The sequence below is a fragment of the Pseudomonas sp. B3(2017) genome (assembly GCF_002113595.1).
Taxonomy (GTDB): Bacteria; Pseudomonadota; Gammaproteobacteria; order Pseudomonadales; family Pseudomonadaceae; genus Aquipseudomonas; species Aquipseudomonas ekonensis.
The window spans coordinates 75917-91967 of the sequence record NZ_NEIU01000004.1 but is presented as its reverse complement, the minus strand read 5'-3'; the positions used below and the strand labels follow the sequence as shown (position 1 = coordinate 91967).

Here is a 16051-nt window from a genome sequence, read left to right as displayed (position 1 = left end):
GTCAGCCGCCGGTCATGTTCATGAAGCGCACGACCTGGACGTCGTCGTTCACTTCGAAATTATGGCGGTAGGGCTTGAGCTTCATCGCCTCGATGATCGCCTTCTCCAGCCGTTCCGGTTGCCCCGGGTGGGCCCGCAGCACCGCTTTCAGGTCCACCGAATGTTCGTTGCCCAGGCACAGCAGCAGGCGGCCTTCCACCGTCATCCGTACCCGGTTGCAGGTGCCGCAGAAGTTGTGGCTGTGGGGCGAGATGAACCCCAGCCGGATCTGCGGCGCCTCGGCCAGGCGCCAGTAGCGCGACGGGCCCTGGGTGGACTCGGCCGAATCGATCAGGGTGTAGCGTTCGGCGATCCGCTCGCGCACCTGGCTGCTGGAGAAGAACGACTCGGCGCGGCTGTGTTCGCTGATGGCGCCCAGGGGCATTTCCTCGATGAAGGAAATGTCCAGCTCCCGGTCGATGGCGAAACGCACCAGATCGTTGATCTCATGGTCGTTGCGGCCCTGCATCACCACGCAGTTGAGTTTAGTGCGGGTGAATCCGGCCTTGCGCGCGGCATCGATGCCATTGATCACCTGGGCCAGGTCGCCGGTGCGGGTCAGCTGCTTGAAACGGTCCGCGTCGAGGCTGTCGAGGCTGACGTTCAGGCGCTTGACCCCGGCGTCGAACAGCGGCGCGGCGAGCTTGCCCAGCTGCGAGCCGTTGGTGGTCAGGCACAGCTCGCGCAGGCCGGGCAGGGCGGCGATCTGCTCGCACAGCTTGACCGCGCCGGGGCGGATCAAAGGTTCGCCGCCGGTGAGGCGGATCTTGCGGGTGCCCAGCTTCACGAAGCTTTGCGCCACCTGAAAGATCTCTTCCAGGGTCAGCACCCGTTGGCGCGGCAGGAACTGCATGTCCTCGGCCATGCAATACACGCAGCGGAAGTCGCAGCGGTCGGTGACCGACAGACGCAGGTAGTCGACGCGGCGGTTGAAACCATCGATCAAGACGCGCTCTGACATGACAGCCTCGCTTGGGTGACGCCGCGGAAAACGGCGGGAGTCGGCGCAGGTTATGGGCAACTTTTAAACACGTCCAATCACTCTTAATGAACGACTGATTGATGCTGTCGATGATGAACTTTTTTTGCCGTCCTGATGTTTCGTTAGTTCTGCAAATGCCTATGAATAAAGGGTTTTTCGTCGTGATAGATGGTTTCGATAAGGTGGTCGTTAATAGCGATTAGACAATGTTTTGCCCTCGTTCCTATCCTTGGCCCGGCAAATGAAACGACGGCGTTTTAGTTCAAAGACAGTCGTCGCCGTTCAACCGAGATCAGGTTCTAGCCTGTGTGCACCGTCATGGAGAAGTCCCATGTCACAAGTCGACCGCTACAAACCCTACAAGGGCGCCGCTGCAGGATGGGGGGCGGTGATCAGCCTCACCAAGAACTGGCTGGGCAGTGAAAACGCCCTGAAGAACATCCGCGCCATGCTCAAGACCAACCAGAACGGCGGCTTCGACTGCCCCGGCTGCGCGTGGGGCGAGGCGCCCGGCGCCGGCCTGCTGAAGTTCTGCGAGAACGGCGCCAAGGCCGTGAACTGGGAGGCCACCGGGCGCCTGGTGGACCCGGCGTTCTTCAACAAGTACACGGTCTCGACCCTGGCCGAGCAGAGCGACTACTGGCTCGAATACCAGGGCCGGCTGACCCACCCGATGCGCTACGACGCACGGATCGACCGCTACGTGGAAACCACCTGGGAGGAAGCCTTCGCCCTGATCGCCCGCCACCTCAAGGGCCTGAAGTCGCCCCATGAGGCCGAGTTCTACACCTCGGGCCGGGCCAGCAACGAGGCGGCGTTCCTGTACCAACTGTTCGTCCGCGCCTACGGCACCAACAACTTCCCGGACTGCTCGAACATGTGCCACGAGGCCAGCGCCGTGAGCATGATCGAAAGCCTGGGCGTGGGCAAAGGCACGGTGGTGTATGAGGACCTGCACCACGCCGACGCGATTTTCGTGATCGGCCAGAACCCCGGCACCAACCACCCGCGCATGCTCGAACCGCTGCGCGAAGCGGTGAAGCGCGGTGCCCAGGTGGTGTGCTTCAACCCGCTCAAGGAGCGTGGCCTGGAACGTTTCCAGAACCCGCAGAACCCCATCGAAATGCTCAGCAACGGTTGGGAGGCGACCAATACCGCGTACTTCCGTCCGGCCCTGGGCGGCGACATGGCGGTGTTCCGCGGCATGGTCAAGTTCCTCCTGCAATGGGAGCGCGAAGCCCTGACCACCGGCGGCGAGCCGGTGTTCGACCGCGCCTTCATCGCCAACCACACCTCGGGCCTCGACAGTTACCTGGCCCAGGTCGACGCCACCTCCTGGGAACACATCGTCGAGCAGTCCGGCCTGACCCTGGCCGACATCGAACTGGCCGCGCGCATGTACGCCCGGGCCAAGAGCGTGATCATGTGCTGGGCCATGGGCCTGACCCAGCACGTGCATTCGGTACCGACCCTGCAGGAGGTCATCAACCTGCAACTGCTGCGCGGCAACGTCGGCCGTCCGGGCGCCGGGCTGTCGCCGGTGCGCGGGCACAGCAACGTGCAGGGCGACCGCACCATGGGCATCAACGAACTGGCGCCCAAGGATCTGATGGATGCCCTGGAGAAACGCTTCAAGTTCAAGGTGCCGCGCCTGCACGGGCACAACACCGTCATGGCCATCGGCGCCATGGAACGGGGCGAAGCCAAGGTCTTCATCGGCCTGGGCGGCAACTTCGCCCAAGCCACCCCGGACACCCCGCGCACCCACGCGGCGATGCGCAACTGCGACCTGACCGTGCACATCTCCACCAAGCTCAACCGCAGCCATCTGGTGACCGGCCGCGACGCGCTGATCCTGCCGTGCCTGGGCCGCACCGACATCGACATCCAGGCCGAAGGCCCCCAAGGCGTGACCGTGGAGGACACCTTCAGCATGGTGCACCTGTCGTTCGGCCAGCTCAAACCCAAGTCGCCGCACCTGAAATCGGAACCGGCGATCATCGCCGGCATCGCCGCCGCGACCCTGGGCAAGCACCCCATCGACTGGGAATGGGCGGTGGGCGACTACGGGCGCATCCGCGACCTGATCGCCGACGTGATTCCGGGCTTCGAGCGGTTCAACGAAAAACTGCTGACCCCCGGCGGCTTCCATCTGGGCAACGATGCCTCCGACCGGGTCTGGAACACCGCCAGCGGCAAGGCCCAGTTCACTCCGTGCGTGCTGCCCGAGCACCTGATCAGCGAAGGCGTGCGCAACCTGCCGGTCAAGCCGCACCTGATCCTGCAGACCATGCGCTCCCACGATCAGTACAACACCACCCTGTACGGGCTCGACGACCGCTACCGCGGGGTGTACGGCATGCGCGACGTGGTGTTCGCCAACGAACAGGACATCCGCCGGCTCGGGTTCGAACCGGGGCAGAAGGTCGACCTGGTGGCGCTGTGGGACGACGAGCGCGAGCGGCGGGTCAGCGGTTTCACCCTGATCGCCTACGACATCCCCGTAGGGCAGGCCGCCGCGTACTACCCGGAGACCAACCCGTTGGTGCCGCTGGAAAGCTACGGCGACCGCACCTACACGCCGACGTCCAAGTTCGTGGCGATCCGCCTTGAGGCGGCCGAGGCGAGCAACCTGATTCCGTCGTCGGTGGCGTAACCGCCCGAAGCGATCCGACCCTTTCGCAATTCGACTGGCTGCAGGCGTTCGCGCCTGGCGGTGGCCCGGCCGTGTGCCGCCGCTTTTCAGCCTTGATGAGGACATCATCATGTTCAACCTGGAGGCACTGGACCTGGCGCGGATTCAATTCGCGTTCACGGTTTCGTTCCACATCATTTTCCCGGCGATCACCATCGGCCTGGCGAGCTTCCTGGCGGTGCTCGAAGGCCTGTGGCTCAAGACCGGCAACGACACCTACCGCGACCTGTACCATTTCTGGTCGAAGATCTTCGCCGTCAACTTCGGCATGGGCGTGGTGTCCGGCCTGGTCATGGCGTACCAGTTCGGCACCAACTGGAGCGGCTTCTCGGACTTCGCCGGGAGCGTCACCGGGCCGTTGCTCACCTATGAGGTGCTCACGGCGTTCTTCCTTGAGGCCGGGTTCCTCGGCGTGATGCTGTTCGGCTGGAACCGCGTGGGCCGGGGGCTGCACTTCTTCGCCACGGTGATGGTCGCCATCGGCACGCTGATCTCGACCTTCTGGATCCTCGCGTCCAACAGCTGGATGCAGACCCCGCAGGGCTTCTCGGTGGTGGACGGGCGGGTGATGCCGCTGGACTGGCTGGCCATCGTGTTCAACCCGTCGTTCCCCTTCCGCCTGGCGCACATGGCCATCGCCGCGTTCGTCGCCACGGCGTTCTTCGTCGGTGCGTCGGCGGCCTGGCACCTGCTGCGGGGCAACGACACCCGACAAGTGCGCAAGATGTTTTCCATGGCGCTGTGGATGGCGCTGATCGTCGCGCCGATCCAGGCGGTGGTCGGTGACGCCCATGGCCTGAACACCCTGGAGCACCAGCCGGCGAAGATCGCCGCCATCGAGGGCCACTGGGAAAACCACGGCAACGAGCCGACCCCGCTGGTGCTGTTCGGCATCCCGGACATGCAGGCGGAGAAGACCCAATACGCGCTGGAGATCCCGTACCTCGGCAGCCTGATCCTGACCCACAGCCTCGACAAGCAGATCCCGGCGCTCAAGAGCTTCCCCAAGGAAGACCGGCCGAACTCGACCGTCATCTTCTGGAGCTTCCGGGTCATGGCCGGGCTGGGCATGTTGATGATCCTGGTCGGCGTGCTCGGCTTTGCGCTGCGGCGCAAGGGCGCGGTTTACCGCCACCGAGGCTTCCAGCGCCTGGTGCTGCTGATGGGGCCGAGCGGTCTGGTCGCGCTGCTGGCCGGCTGGATCACCACCGAAGTCGGGCGTCAGCCGTGGGTGGTGTACGGCCTGCTGCGCACCCATGACGCGGCGTCGCACCACTCGGTGGCGCAGATGAGCACGTCGCTGGCGCTGTTCGTGGTCATCTACTTCTCGGTGTTCACCGTGGGCATCGGCTACATGATGAAACTGGTCGCCAAGGGCCCGCAGCCGCACCACGACCACGATCCTGAGGACGACAGCCAGCAGGCACCGCGCCGGCCGCTTTCGGCCGCCAACGTCCACCTCGAATCCGCCAGCCGGATCCACTGAATAAGGAGCGTTGAGACATGGGTATTCAAGGCATCGACCTGTCATTGATCTGGGGCGTGATCATCGCTTTCGGGGTGATGATGTACGTGATCATGGACGGCTTCGATCTGGGCCTCGGGATCCTGTTCCCGATGATCCCGGACGGGCAGGAGCGCGACGTGATGATGAACACCGTCGCGCCGGTGTGGGACGGCAACGAAACCTGGCTGGTGCTGGGCGGGGCGGCGTTGTACGGCGCGTTCCCGCTGGCCTACGGGGTGATCCTGGAGGCGCTGTACCTGCCGCTGGTGTTCATGCTGGCGGGGCTGATCTTCCGGGGCGTGGCGTTCGAATTCCGCTTCAAGGCGCCGGCCGAGAAGCGGCATCTGTGGGACTTGGCGTTCATCGGCGGTTCGCTGCTGGCGACGTTCTCCCAGGGCGTGGTGATCGGCGCCTACGTGGCCGGGATCCCGGTGGTGGACCGTCAGTTCGCCGGCGGCAGCCTCGACTGGCTGGCACCGTTCCCGCTCGCCTGCGGCGTCGGCCTGGTGGTGGCGTATGCGCTGCTGGGCAGCACGTGGTTGCTGGTCAAGACCGAAGGCATGCTCGAATCGCGGATGCGCCACTACAGCCGTCCGCTGGCGTGGCTGCTGCTGGCGATGGTGGTGGTGATCGGCGTGTGGACGCTCAAGCTGCATCCGGAACTGGCGGGGCGCTGGTTCACCCATGCGCACCTGACGGTGTTCGCGGGGCTGGTGGTGTTGGCGCTGCTGGCGCTGTTCGGCCTGCTGCGCTCGCTGCGCCGGCGTCACACCCATTGGCCGTTCGTGTTCACCCTGGTGCTGATGTTCCTGGGCTACATCGGCCTGGCGCTGAGCATCTGGCCGAACATCATCCCGCCGTCGGTCAGCCTGTGGGCGGCGGCGTCACCGGCCACCAGCCAACTGTTCGCCCTGATCGGCGCGCTGTTCATCCTGCCGGTGATCCTGATGTACACCTTCTGGAGCTACTACGTGTTCCGCGGCAAAGTGAGGATCGGCGATGGCTACCATTGAGCGACGTGACGTGAAACCGCAGCGCTGGCATCGGCGCCTGGGCTGGCTGTTGCTGATCTGGCTGGGCAGCGTCGCCTCGCTGGCGGTGGTGGCCAGCGTGCTGAAGCTGTTGATGTATGCGGCGGGGATGAGGACCCACTGACCCTGCAGAAAAGACCGGAGCCTAGCTCCGGTTTTTTAATGCGCCCAGGAAACCTGTGGGAGCCAGCCTGCTGGCGATGACGGTGGGTCAGGCGCAGGAGATGTCGTCAGTGCCGGCCTCATCGCCAGCAGGCTGGCTCCCACCGTTTTATTGCGGTGAGCACAGCATCTGCTAGCACCACCATTCCCTGTGGGAGCCAGCCTGCTGGCGATGGCGTCACTCGGCGCCGAACAGGGCGGTCCAGTAGATGCCCGCGTCGCTCTTCGGGTCCACCGCGTAGGCGGCGCCGAGTTCGCGGTACTGCGGGTTCATCAGGTTGGCGCAATGGCCGGGGCTGGCGAGCCAGCCGGCCACCACTTTCTGCACGGTGTCTTGGCCGGCGGCGATGTTCTCGCCCACCTGCTGGCCGCCGTATCCTGCCAGTTCGGCGCGGTCGCCCGGCGTGCGGCCGTCGCGGTCCTTGTGGTCGAAGTAGTTTTTGTTGGCCATGTCGCGGCTGTGGTCCTGGGCGACGGTGCCGAGCACCGCATTCCACGCCAGCGGCCCGGCGGCGGAGAACGCTTGGCCGCCGCACTGGCGCGGCTGGGCTCGGGCGGCGTTGAGCTGCTCCAGCAGTTTCTGGCCTTCGCTTGGCCCGTCGCCGAGGCGGGCGGACAGCAACGGCCGGGCCAGGGTGATGCGCCAGTCGCGGTCGCTGCGGCTGACGCCGACATCGACGAACTGCGGATCCAGCACCACCTGGCAGAAACTCTCCTGGATCGCCTTCATCGCCGCCGCCGCATCCCTCGGCCCGTTGAGGCTGATCGCCTGCACGTTTACCATCGGGTAGCTGGCGCGGGCCATGGCCTGCTGCAGGTCGACGACGCCGCTGGCCGGCAGGATCAGGCGCGGGTCGGCCGACAGCGGCGGCAGCTCGCTGGACGCCTGGGTGCCGCAGCGCTGGGGCTGGCTGCGGTAGCTGTTGATCGACTCGACCAGTTGCGACTCGTCGGTGGCCATGGCCGAGGCGGCGAACGCCAGGCCCACGGACAACGCGGCAAGGCGCAGAGCGGATGGCATGAAGCGCATGGAAATCTCCCTTGGGCTGAGTGCGCACATCATGCGCGAAAGGGCCCCGGTGGGTGCAATGCCTTTTTCTTCGCGGCGGCGATTTTTCCGCGCCCCATGGCCTCGGATTTTGCCGTCTACACTCTGCGAGAGCCCCGCAATCCGGGTGTCTCAGCCGCACAACACATTGCCCGGACCGGGCGCTGCCGGAAGTGTCGATCATGGGATTCAAAGGCGTGGTTGTCTGTCTTGCGTTGACCTTGTCGTGCGGCCCGGCGTTGGCCGCCGAACAAGCCCCGATCCAGGAAAAGGCCGAAGCCAAGGCCCAGGTGCTGGAGGAAAAGGCCGCCGACCAGGTCAGCGCCGCACCGGCGCCCAAGTCGCAAGCCATCACCCCGACCGAAGTGCAGGCGGTCGATCCGGCGGGCGCGGCACCGTTGGACGATCCCATTACGTGCCTGGCGCGCAGCATCTATTGGGAAGCCAAGGGCAAGGACACCGCCGACATGGAAGGCGTGGCCAGCGTGGTGATGAACCGGCTCGGCCACGACGGGTTTCCCGGCACGGTCTGCGAGGTGGTCAAGCAGGGGTCGGAGACCAAGAGCTGCCAGTTCTCGTGGTGGTGCGACGGCAGGCCGGACCAGGTCAAGGAAGATGCCGAGTACGCGCTGGCCAAGGAGATCGCCGCCAAGGCCCTCAACCGCCAGCTGACGGATCGCACCCACGGCGCGTTGTATTTCCATGACCGCAACGTTCACCCGAGCTGGGCGAACGAGTACCGCAAGACCGCCGAGACGGCGAAATTCCTCTTCTACAAACCCGCCGGTGGCGACGCCCGTTAGGCGCAGACCTGGCGCACGCAGTCGCGCAGCCAGCGGTGGGCGGGATCGGCGTCCATCCGCGGGTGCCAGAGCATCGAGACGGTCAGCGGCGGCAACGTCACCGGCAGGCTGAAACTGTGCAGGCCTGCGCGCAGGGAGCCGGTGTGGCGCTCCGGCACCGTGGCGATCAGGTCCGAGTCGCGCACCAGCGCCAGGGCGGCGGAAAAGCCGCCGACCAGCGTGACGATCTCCCGCGCCAGCCCTTGGGCGTGCAGCGCATCGTCCACCAGGCCGGTCTCGCGCCCGTGCCGCGACACATGGACGTGCGCGCCGGCGGCGAAACGCTTGGCGCTGACCTTGCCCGACGCCAACGGATGGCCCGCCCGCACGACACCGACCCAACGGTCCTCGAACAGGATGCGGCTGTGCAGGGTGTCGTCGGTGCGCGTGCCGACCACCCCGGTCTCCAGGTCGACCCGTCCTTCGCGCAGGGGGGCGCTGTCCTGGTCGGCTTTCTGCAGAAAGCGCAGGCGCACGCCGGGCGCCTGCGCCGCGATGAGGGCGAGCAGGGCGGCGGCGAAAGTCTCGACGAAACCGTCGCTGCTGCGCAGGGTGAAGGTGCGTTGCAGTTGGCCGAGATCCAGCGCCTGGACGGGGCGCAGCACCGCTTCGGCTTCCTGCACCAGGCGGCCGACCTGTTCGCGCAGGGCCACGGCCCGAGGCGTCGGCACCAGGCCGCGCCCTGCGCGCACCAGCAACGGATCGCCCGTGGTGTCGCGCAGACGGGCGAGGGCGCGGCTCATGGCCGACGGGCTCAGGCGCAGCCGCTCGGCGGCGCGGGCGACGCTGCCTTCGCTGAGCAGCACGTCGAGGGTGATCAGCAGGTTCAGGTCCGGTGCATTCATGACATGGCGTTTCGTGCAGGTATGGAGTGCAAAGCATGCGTCTTCCGCCTTGTCTCGTCCAGACATAGGCTGCGCCCATGACCTTCGCGAAGAGCGCCTGCCATGTCCCCACAGCCTTTACACCGTTCCTCCCGCTGGGCCCTGACCGGCCTTTCCCTGTCCATGCTGATGCCGTCCCTGGACACCAGCATCGCCAATGCCGGCCTGCCGACGCTGGCGGCCGCCTTCGGCGCCGCGTTCGCGCAGGTGCAGTGGGTCGTCCTCGCTTACTTGCTGGCGATCACCACGTTGATCGTCAGCGCAGGTCGCCTCGGTGACCTGATCGGGCGGCGTCGCCTGATGCTGATCGGCATCGGCCTGTTCACCGCCGCGTCGTTGTGTTGCGCGCTGGCGCCCGGATTGGGGTGGCTGATCGCGGCGCGGGCGGTGCAGGGGCTCGGCGCGGCGGTGATGCTGGCACTGACGGCGGCACTGGTGGGCGATGCGGTGCCCAAGGCGCAGACCGGCCGGGCGATGGGGCTGCTGGGCACGATGTCGGCCATCGGCACTTCGTTGGGGCCGTCGTTGGGCGGGCTGCTGATCGCGCAGACGGGGTGGCCGTCGATCTTCCTGATCAACGTGCCGTTGGGACTGCTCAACGGCTGGCTGGTGTGGCGTCACCTGCCGGCGGATCGGGGGGTGGAGAAGCGGGTGCGGTTCGACCACGCCGGGACGCTGGCGCTGGCGCTGACCCTGGCGGCGTATGCGTTGGCGATGACCGTCACGGGAACGCCGGGCGCCACCGTGGCGCTGTTGTCGATCAGCCTGCTGGGCCTGGGCCTGTTTGTCGCGGTCGAGCGGCGTGCGGCGGCGCCTTTGATGCGCATGGCGCTGTTTGCCGATCCGCGCCGTGCTGCCGGTCTGGCGATGACGGCGTTGGTGGCGACGGTGATGATGACGACGCTGGTGGTGGGGCCGTTCTACCTGAGCCGAGGGTTGGGGCTGGGCAGCCTGGCGGTGGGCCTGGCGCTGTCGGTCGGGCCGTTGGTGGCGGCGCTCGGCGGCGTGCCGGCGGGATGGCTGGTGGATCGCTTCGGGACGCGGCGCATAGTGGCGGGCGGATTGGCGGCCATGGCCGGCGGTTGTGTGTTGCTGGCGGTGTTGCCGACGGGCCTTGGGTTGCCGGGGTATCTGCTGCCGATCGCGTGGGTCACCGCCGGGTATGCGCTGTTTCAGGCGGCCAACAGCAGCGCCCTGATGGCGGACGTCGGCCAGGACCTGCGCGGGGTGATGTCGGCGATGCTGGGGCTGGCCCGTAATCTGGGGCTGATCACCGGGGCGGCGGCGATGGGGACGGTGTTCGCCCGGGTCGCCGGCGATCCGGCTCAGGCACCGGCCGCCATGATTGCCGCAGGCTTGCACCTGACCTTTGGCGTCGCCGCGACGCTGATGGTCATCGCCATTGCCGTAAACGGCACGGCCCGCAACCTGTCGGCGTTGGTGGGGCAGCGGTAGCGGAGTGTCAGGTGATGGGGATGGCGGCAGTGCCGGCCTCATCGCTGGCAAGCCAGCTCCCACAGGTTTTGTGGTGTACCTGGATCCTGCAAACACCCAGGGTCCCCTGTGGGAGCCAGCCTGCTGGCGATGGCGGTGGGTCAGGCGACGGGGATGTCGGCTGGGCTGGCCTCATCGCTGGCAAGTCGAGTCGTCGCACCGCAGCTCCCACAGGGCCCAAGGTGAATACTGAACCCGCGCACACCACAAAAACCTGTGGGAGCCGGCTTGCCGGCGATGGCGGTGGGACAGGCGATGGGGATGTCGGCGGGTTCAGGGGTGTTCTCTGGACGGCGTTTGGCGGGCGGGGAAGAAGAGTTCGAAGCAGGTCTCGCCGTCGGCGCTGCTGGCGCTGTAGCGGCCTTGATGCAGTTGCATGATGGTGGCGACGATGGACAGGCCCAGGCCGTTGGACTGGGCCGAGCGCTGGCGGGACTGGTCGACGCGGTAGAAGCGTTCGAACAGCCGCGGCAGGTGTTCGGCCGGGATGGTCGGGCCGTGGTTGCGTACCCGCAGGCGGCTGCCGTCCGGTCCGGCGGCGGCTTCGACCCGCACCGTCGAATCCGCGGCGCCGTACTTGATCGCGTTGGCGCACAGGTTGGCCAGGGCCCGGCGCAGCAGCATCGGTTCGGCCCAGATCACACCGCTGCCGCGGGCCTCGATGCAGATGCCGGCGTCCGCCGCCAGGCCTTCGAAGTAGTCGGCGATGCGCTGCATCTCGTCGGCGGCGTCCAGCTCCTGGCGCTGGCTCATGGCGCTGGCCGGATCGGTGCGAGCCAGGAACAGCATGTTGTCGAGCATCCGCGCCAGCCGCTCCAGTTCCTCGACGTTGGAGGCGAGCAGTTGCTGGTAGGCCTCGACGCTGCGGTTCTGCTGCAGCGCGACCTGGGTTTCGCCCAGCAGGTTGTTGATCGGCGTGCGCAGTTCGTGGGCCATGTCGGTGGACACCTGGCTCAGTTGCGCAAAACCCTTGGCGAGCCGGTCCAGCATGGCGTTGAACGCATCGATCATCGGCTTCAGCTCCCGGGGGGTGCCGTGGCTGTCGAGGCGCTCGCCCAGGTTGCCGACGCCGATGCCGTGAGCATGCCGCGCCAGCCGGCGCAACGGCAGCAGGCCACGGTACACCAGCAGGCAGCCGATCAGCGCCAGCACCGCCGCCGCCAGCGTCGCCAGGCCGTAGACGCTGAGCCGGTAGGTGGCGAGCATCGCCGTGCGTTCGGTCATCAGGCGGCCGGTGAGCACTTGCAGGTTGCCCAGTTCGCCGGAGTCGATGGTCGCCGCCACCGCCGAAAACGGCACGCCGTTGATGCTCGGCAGATGCTTCACGTCGCTCAGCGCCATCGGGTGGCCGATGGGCACGGCGGGCACGCTGGGGGTGGCGAGGTTGCCGGGGTTGACCACCAGCAGCGGCGGTTGCCCCGGCGCGCCGATGGTGAGCAGGGCCTCGCGGTTGCCGAGCATGTTCTGGAACAGCGCCGGCTTGTTCTTGATCAGCTCCAGGGTGTTGCTGTCGTTGAGGAAGGTGCGCAGCTGATCGACCCGGCTGGCCAGTTGGATGTCGTCGCGGCGGATCAACTGTTCTTCGAGCTCGTTGTACAGTGCCGCCCCGAGGCCCGCCAGCGACGCGAAGGCGAGCAAGGCGAAGACCAGCGCCAGGCGCAGGGTCAGCGAATAGGTGCCGTTGGTTTTCATGGCTGAATGTCGAAGCGGTAGCCGATGCCGCGCACGCTGTGGATCAGCTTGAGCGCGAACGGATCGTCGAGCTTGGCCCGCAGGCGACGCACCGCGACATCGACCACGTTGGTGTCGCTGTCGAAGTTCATGTCCCACACCCGCGAGGCGATCAGCGAACGCGACAGCACTTGGCCGGTGTGGGTGGCGAACAGTTGCAGCAAGGCGAACTCCTTGTTGGTCAGGACGATCCGCGTGCCGGCGCGGGTGACCCGGCGCTTGAGCACGTCGATCTGCAGGTCGGCCACCTGCAACTGTTCCTCTTCATGGATCGGCCCGCGCCGGGTCAGGGTGCGCAGGCGCGCCACCAGTTCGGCGAAGGAGAACGGCTTGATCAGGTAATCGTCGGCGCCCAGCTCCAGGCCCTTGACCCGGTCGGCGATGTCGTCGCGGGCGGTGAGGAACAGCACCGGCGTGTCGGCTTCCTTGCGCAGCCGGCGCAGGACTTCCCAGCCGTCCATCTGCGGCATCATCACATCCAGCACGATCACGTCGAAGCCGTGCTCCAGCGCCAGGTGCAGGCCGTCGGCGCCGTTGCGCGCCAGGCTCACGCTGTAGCCCAGTTCCTGCAAGCCGTTGAGCAGGTAGTTGCCGGCCTTGGGTTCGTCTTCGACGACGAGGATGTTCATGGGCGTTTGGCCTCAATGGTCATTGGTGCAGCCGCTGCCTTGCACCTGATAGTCCAGCACATGTTCGCGGCCCTGGTGGTCGAGGTAGTTGAGCCGCGCCGGAATCACGCCGCAGGCCTGGGAAATATCGGTGCTGGACAGGACTTTGTCGATATCCAGATGAACGAAGAAGCCGCTTTGGTCGTGGATCACGGTCGGTTCCGGCGCAGGCGCGGCGAACGCGGAACCGGTGGCGAGGAGGGCGGCGAAGGCGAGGATCAGGGTTTTCATGATGGGGTCGCTCGGTGCGTGAAGTGGGTCGGCACAGGTGCCGGGACAACTTCAGGCTACCGGGCGATCCGCTCGGCAAACCGACAGCTTGATTACAAAGCTGTAATGAAACGGTGGTCGAGAAGGTCGGCGTGAGCGACGGTCTTGGCCGGTTCTGCGGTGCGTTCGCTGGCGCTATCGTCAGCAGTCTGGCGCCCGCAGGGGATTGTGCAGGGCTCCAATGATGCAGGGATCAGTTGCCGGCGGAGCTGATGATCCCGGCGACCTGCTGCGGCTGGCAGTTGAGGTACGGCGAGGACTTGAGCCAGTGCTGGTCGGGGTACCAGGAGAACATGAACTGGCCGTCCTTCAGGCTGTCGATCACTCGCTTGGCCACCTGCGGGCGCACCGCCGGGCAGCCCTGGCTGCGGCCGATGCGGCCCTGGCGTTGGCTCCACAACGGGTTCACGTAGTCGGCGGCGTGGATCACGATGGCGCGGTCGCGGGCCATGTCGTTGAAGCCCGGTTCCAGGCCGTCCATGCGCAGCGAATAGCCGTGGGTGCCTTCGTAGCTTTCCTGGGTGCGGAACAGCCCGAGGCTGGACTGGTAGCTGCCCTCGCGGTTGGAGAACTGGGTGGCGTAGTTTTCCCCGGAGTTGGAGCCGTGGGCGACCAGGTCGCGCAGCACCAGTTTCCGGCGGGCGAGGTCGAAGATCCACAGGCGGCGGGCCGTGGACGGCTGCGAGTAGTCGATGATCGCCAGGTGGCGCGATTGCCGGGCGCCGCTGTTGACCGCGCACTGCATGGCGTTCAGGGCACCTTTCAGCGCCTGGGGATTGAGTTCCGGTGCGGCGTGCGCGAGGCTGTTGTAGAGGGATGGCCGGGCAGTGCCGGCGGCAATGGCTGGGCTGGTCATCGAGGCGGCGATCAAGGCCGGGACGATGGCAGTCAGCAGAAGTCGGCGAAACGTCGTCAACATTTACAGAGAGTCCTCACTTGCTGCTTGTCTGGCTAGGCTCCTGACGTCCAGTCGTCCCCCGCAAGCCCGGGAATCGGGCCTGACTGTTCACCGCACCTGATGTAAGGTTGACCGTCATTCAGGACGGCCATGGATTGGAGTAAAGCAGTTGTTCAAAAAACATGCATGCTACTTGAGCATTTGTTTGCTCGCTGCGCCGTTTGTCGCTTGTGCCGGTGAGCCGTTGCCGGGGCTGCCGACGTTGCCGGCGGACGTGACGGTCGATGCGCCGGTGGCCGCGCCGGCGCCGGTGCAGAGCCCGTTGCAGGCGTCGCTGGTCAGCCTGCCCCAGGCCTGTCCGGCCGTGGCGGCCCGGCTCGACGCCCCCGCGCTCCAGCAGTTGCAGGCGTTCTATCAGCAGCAGGACTGGCTGCCCGTGTGGGCAGACCGCGAGCGGCTCACGACATTGCATGCGCAACTGCAACTGCTGGCCGATGACGGCCTCAATCCCCAACGCTATCCGGTGGCGGGCAGCGTACCCCAGGACGGCGACCTGTGCGCCGACATCGACATCAGCCGCCACTACCTGCAAGCCCTGCAGGACCTGCATTACGGCCGCCTGCTGCAATCGCACTTCGAACCTCTGTGGCATGCCGACGACACGCCCCGCGACCGGCAGGCCGAACTGCTGGACATCGCCGTGCCGGGCATGCACGACATCGCGGCGGCGTTCGACCGCGCCCGTCCGCGCCTGGCGCAGTACCGGGACCTGCGTCACCTCTACGCCGCCCAGCGCCAGCAAGCCTTGCCGCATTGGGGGCCCGTGAGCAACGGGCCGCTGCTGCGCCCGGACATGGCGGACAAGCGCGTGCCGGAACTCGCTCAGCGCCTGTACAGCGAAGGCTACCTGCACAGCGCGGCCGGTACGCCGGGCAACGCCTACGACGGCGTGCTGGTGGAGGCGGTGAAGAGCTTCCAGGCCAACCATTCGCTGCAGGCCGACGGCGTGGTCGGCCCCGGCACCATCGCCGAACTCAACATCAGCCCGCTGACCCGCCGTGACCAGTTGCGGGTCAACCTCGAACGCTTCCGCTGGCTGGCCCAGGACATGGAGCCGGACGGCCTGCTGGTCAACGTCGCCGCCGCCGAACTGACCCTGTACCAGGGCGGCCTGCCGGTGTGGCAGACCCGCACCCAGGTCGGCCGCGCCGAACGCCAGACCCCGCTGCTCAAGTCCCGGGTCACCCGGCTGACCCTGAACCCGACCTGGACCGTGCCGCCGACCATCTGGAAGGAAGACAAGCTGCCGGAGATCCGCAAGGACCAGACCTTCCTCAGCCGCCAGAACCTGCAAGTGCTCGACGCCAACGGCCAGCCGCTGGCCGCCGCCGACATCGACTGGGACAACCCCGGCAACATCCTCCTGCGCCAGGACGCCGGGCCGCGCAACCCGTTGGGGCAGATGGTCATCCGCTTCCCCAACCCGTTCTCGGTGTACCTGCACGACACGCCGAGCAAGGCGCTGTTCGACAAGGGGCCGCGGGCGTTCAGCTCCGGTTGCGTGCGGGTCGAGCATCCGATGAAGCTGCGCGACCTGCTGCTCAGCCCGGCGGAAAAGGCGCGCACCGATACCTTGCTGGCCACCGGCACCACCCACGAATTCCGCCTGGCCAACCCGGTGCCGATCCTGATGACCTACTGGACCGCCCAGGTCGACAGCCACGGGCGCGTGCTCTACGCGCCGGACATCTACAGCCGCGACAGCGCGCTGCTGGCGGGGCTGGACCGGGCGCACTGACC

The 16051-nt window shown here is 66.8% G+C and carries 14 protein-coding genes; 7 read left to right on the top strand and 7 right to left on the bottom strand.

All coding sequences use genetic code 11. The features are described from left to right. Position 1 precedes the first annotated feature (1 nt). Positions 2 to 1000, bottom strand: a complete 999-nt coding sequence (moaA, locus tag CAG33_RS07400; protein WP_085579985.1) for a GTP 3',8-cyclase MoaA — start codon at positions 998 to 1000, stop codon at positions 2 to 4. Positions 1001 to 1352: 352 nt separating this feature from the next. On the opposite strand from moaA, the gene CAG33_RS07395 reads away from it, so the two are divergent. From CAG33_RS07395 to CAG33_RS07380, 4 genes are all read left to right on the top strand, one after another. After that, positions 1353 to 3677 carry an FdhF/YdeP family oxidoreductase gene (locus CAG33_RS07395; protein WP_085637554.1) on the top strand — a complete coding sequence of 775 codons (2325 nt, stop codon included), beginning with the start codon at positions 1353 to 1355 and terminating at the stop codon, positions 3675 to 3677. Between the two features lie 109 nt (positions 3678 to 3786). Then, positions 3787 to 5202 carry a cytochrome ubiquinol oxidase subunit I gene (locus tag CAG33_RS07390; protein ID WP_085580109.1) on the top strand — a complete coding sequence of 472 codons (1416 nt, stop codon included), beginning with the start codon at positions 3787 to 3789 and terminating at the stop codon, positions 5200 to 5202. A gap of 17 nt (positions 5203 to 5219) precedes the next feature. Next, a complete protein-coding gene (gene cydB / locus CAG33_RS07385; protein ID WP_085579989.1) occupies positions 5220 to 6236 on the top strand; it encodes a cytochrome d ubiquinol oxidase subunit II in 1017 nt (338 codons plus the stop codon). Beyond that, positions 6223 to 6378 (top strand): DUF2474 domain-containing protein, encoded by a 156-nt coding sequence (locus CAG33_RS07380; protein WP_085579991.1) that lies wholly within the window; start codon positions 6223 to 6225, stop codon positions 6376 to 6378. The genes cydB and CAG33_RS07380 overlap by 14 nt, the downstream gene beginning before the upstream one ends. 216 nt (positions 6379 to 6594) lie before the next feature. Here the strand turns inward: CAG33_RS07380 and CAG33_RS07375 are convergent, their stop codons facing one another. Next, positions 6595 to 7446 carry a CAP domain-containing protein gene (locus CAG33_RS07375; protein ID WP_085579993.1) on the bottom strand — a complete coding sequence of 284 codons (852 nt, stop codon included), beginning with the start codon at positions 7444 to 7446 and terminating at the stop codon, positions 6595 to 6597. A gap of 200 nt (positions 7447 to 7646) precedes the next feature. Here CAG33_RS07375 and CAG33_RS07370 point away from each other — a divergent pair, with 200 nt between their 5' ends. Next, positions 7647 to 8267, top strand: coding sequence for a cell wall hydrolase (locus tag CAG33_RS07370; protein ID WP_085579995.1), 621 nt, complete (start codon positions 7647 to 7649; stop codon positions 8265 to 8267). Here the strand turns inward: CAG33_RS07370 and CAG33_RS07365 are convergent. Next, positions 8264 to 9151 (bottom strand): LysR family transcriptional regulator, encoded by an 888-nt coding sequence (locus tag CAG33_RS07365; RefSeq protein ID WP_085579997.1) that lies wholly within the window; start codon positions 9149 to 9151, stop codon positions 8264 to 8266. The genes CAG33_RS07370 and CAG33_RS07365 overlap by 4 nt on opposite strands. A gap of 102 nt (positions 9152 to 9253) precedes the next feature. On the opposite strand from CAG33_RS07365, the gene CAG33_RS07360 reads away from it, so the two are divergent. Beyond that, a complete protein-coding gene (locus CAG33_RS07360) occupies positions 9254 to 10645 on the top strand; it encodes an MFS transporter (protein ID WP_085637551.1) in 1392 nt (463 codons plus the stop codon). A 312-nt stretch (positions 10646 to 10957) separates the two neighbouring features. Here the strand turns inward: CAG33_RS07360 and CAG33_RS07355 are convergent, their stop codons facing one another. The 4 genes from CAG33_RS07355 to CAG33_RS07340 all read right to left on the bottom strand — a co-directional run bounded on the left by CAG33_RS07355 (position 10958) and on the right by CAG33_RS07340 (position 14272). Beyond that, a complete protein-coding gene (locus tag CAG33_RS07355) occupies positions 10958 to 12376 on the bottom strand; it encodes a heavy metal sensor histidine kinase (RefSeq protein WP_085579999.1) in 1419 nt (472 codons plus the stop codon). Further along, positions 12373 to 13044 (bottom strand): heavy metal response regulator transcription factor, encoded by a 672-nt coding sequence (locus CAG33_RS07350; protein ID WP_085580001.1) that lies wholly within the window; start codon positions 13042 to 13044, stop codon positions 12373 to 12375. Before CAG33_RS07350 ends, CAG33_RS07355 begins: the two co-directional genes overlap by 4 nt. 12 nt (positions 13045 to 13056) lie before the next feature. Continuing rightward, positions 13057 to 13314, bottom strand: a complete 258-nt coding sequence (locus CAG33_RS07345) for a DUF2790 domain-containing protein (protein WP_085580003.1) — start codon at positions 13312 to 13314, stop codon at positions 13057 to 13059. Positions 13315 to 13546: 232 nt separating this feature from the next. Next, positions 13547 to 14272, bottom strand: a complete 726-nt coding sequence (locus tag CAG33_RS07340) for a murein L,D-transpeptidase catalytic domain family protein (RefSeq protein WP_085580005.1) — start codon at positions 14270 to 14272, stop codon at positions 13547 to 13549. Between the two features lie 148 nt (positions 14273 to 14420). Here CAG33_RS07340 and CAG33_RS07335 point away from each other — a divergent pair, with 148 nt between their 5' ends. Then, positions 14421 to 16049 carry a murein L,D-transpeptidase gene (locus CAG33_RS07335; protein ID WP_085633953.1) on the top strand — a complete coding sequence of 543 codons (1629 nt, stop codon included), beginning with the start codon at positions 14421 to 14423 and terminating at the stop codon, positions 16047 to 16049. The last annotated feature ends 2 nt before the right edge of the window (positions 16050 to 16051 follow it).

What these genes read in the sequence shown, in the direction of transcription:
- moaA (WP_085579985.1), bottom strand. Translation starts at nt 1,000, where the DNA reads ATGTCAGAGCGCGTCTTGATCGATGGTTTCAACCGCCGCGTCGACTAC.
- CAG33_RS07395 (WP_085637554.1), top strand. Translation starts at nt 1,353, where the DNA reads ATGTCACAAGTCGACCGCTACAAACCCTACAAGGGCGCCGCTGCAGGA.
- CAG33_RS07390 (WP_085580109.1), top strand. Translation starts at nt 3,787, where the DNA reads ATGTTCAACCTGGAGGCACTGGACCTGGCGCGGATTCAATTCGCGTTC.
- cydB (WP_085579989.1), top strand. Translation starts at nt 5,220, where the DNA reads ATGGGTATTCAAGGCATCGACCTGTCATTGATCTGGGGCGTGATCATC.
- CAG33_RS07380 (WP_085579991.1), top strand. Translation starts at nt 6,223, where the DNA reads ATGGCTACCATTGAGCGACGTGACGTGAAACCGCAGCGCTGGCATCGG.
- CAG33_RS07375 (WP_085579993.1), bottom strand. Translation starts at nt 7,446, where the DNA reads ATGCGCTTCATGCCATCCGCTCTGCGCCTTGCCGCGTTGTCCGTGGGC.
- CAG33_RS07370 (WP_085579995.1), top strand. Translation starts at nt 7,647, where the DNA reads ATGGGATTCAAAGGCGTGGTTGTCTGTCTTGCGTTGACCTTGTCGTGC.
- CAG33_RS07365 (WP_085579997.1), bottom strand. Translation starts at nt 9,151, where the DNA reads ATGAATGCACCGGACCTGAACCTGCTGATCACCCTCGACGTGCTGCTC.
- CAG33_RS07360 (WP_085637551.1), top strand. Translation starts at nt 9,254, where the DNA reads ATGTCCCCACAGCCTTTACACCGTTCCTCCCGCTGGGCCCTGACCGGC.
- CAG33_RS07355 (WP_085579999.1), bottom strand. Translation starts at nt 12,376, where the DNA reads ATGAAAACCAACGGCACCTATTCGCTGACCCTGCGCCTGGCGCTGGTC.
- CAG33_RS07350 (WP_085580001.1), bottom strand. Translation starts at nt 13,044, where the DNA reads ATGAACATCCTCGTCGTCGAAGACGAACCCAAGGCCGGCAACTACCTG.
- CAG33_RS07345 (WP_085580003.1), bottom strand. Translation starts at nt 13,314, where the DNA reads ATGAAAACCCTGATCCTCGCCTTCGCCGCCCTCCTCGCCACCGGTTCC.
- CAG33_RS07340 (WP_085580005.1), bottom strand. Translation starts at nt 14,272, where the DNA reads ATGTTGACGACGTTTCGCCGACTTCTGCTGACTGCCATCGTCCCGGCC.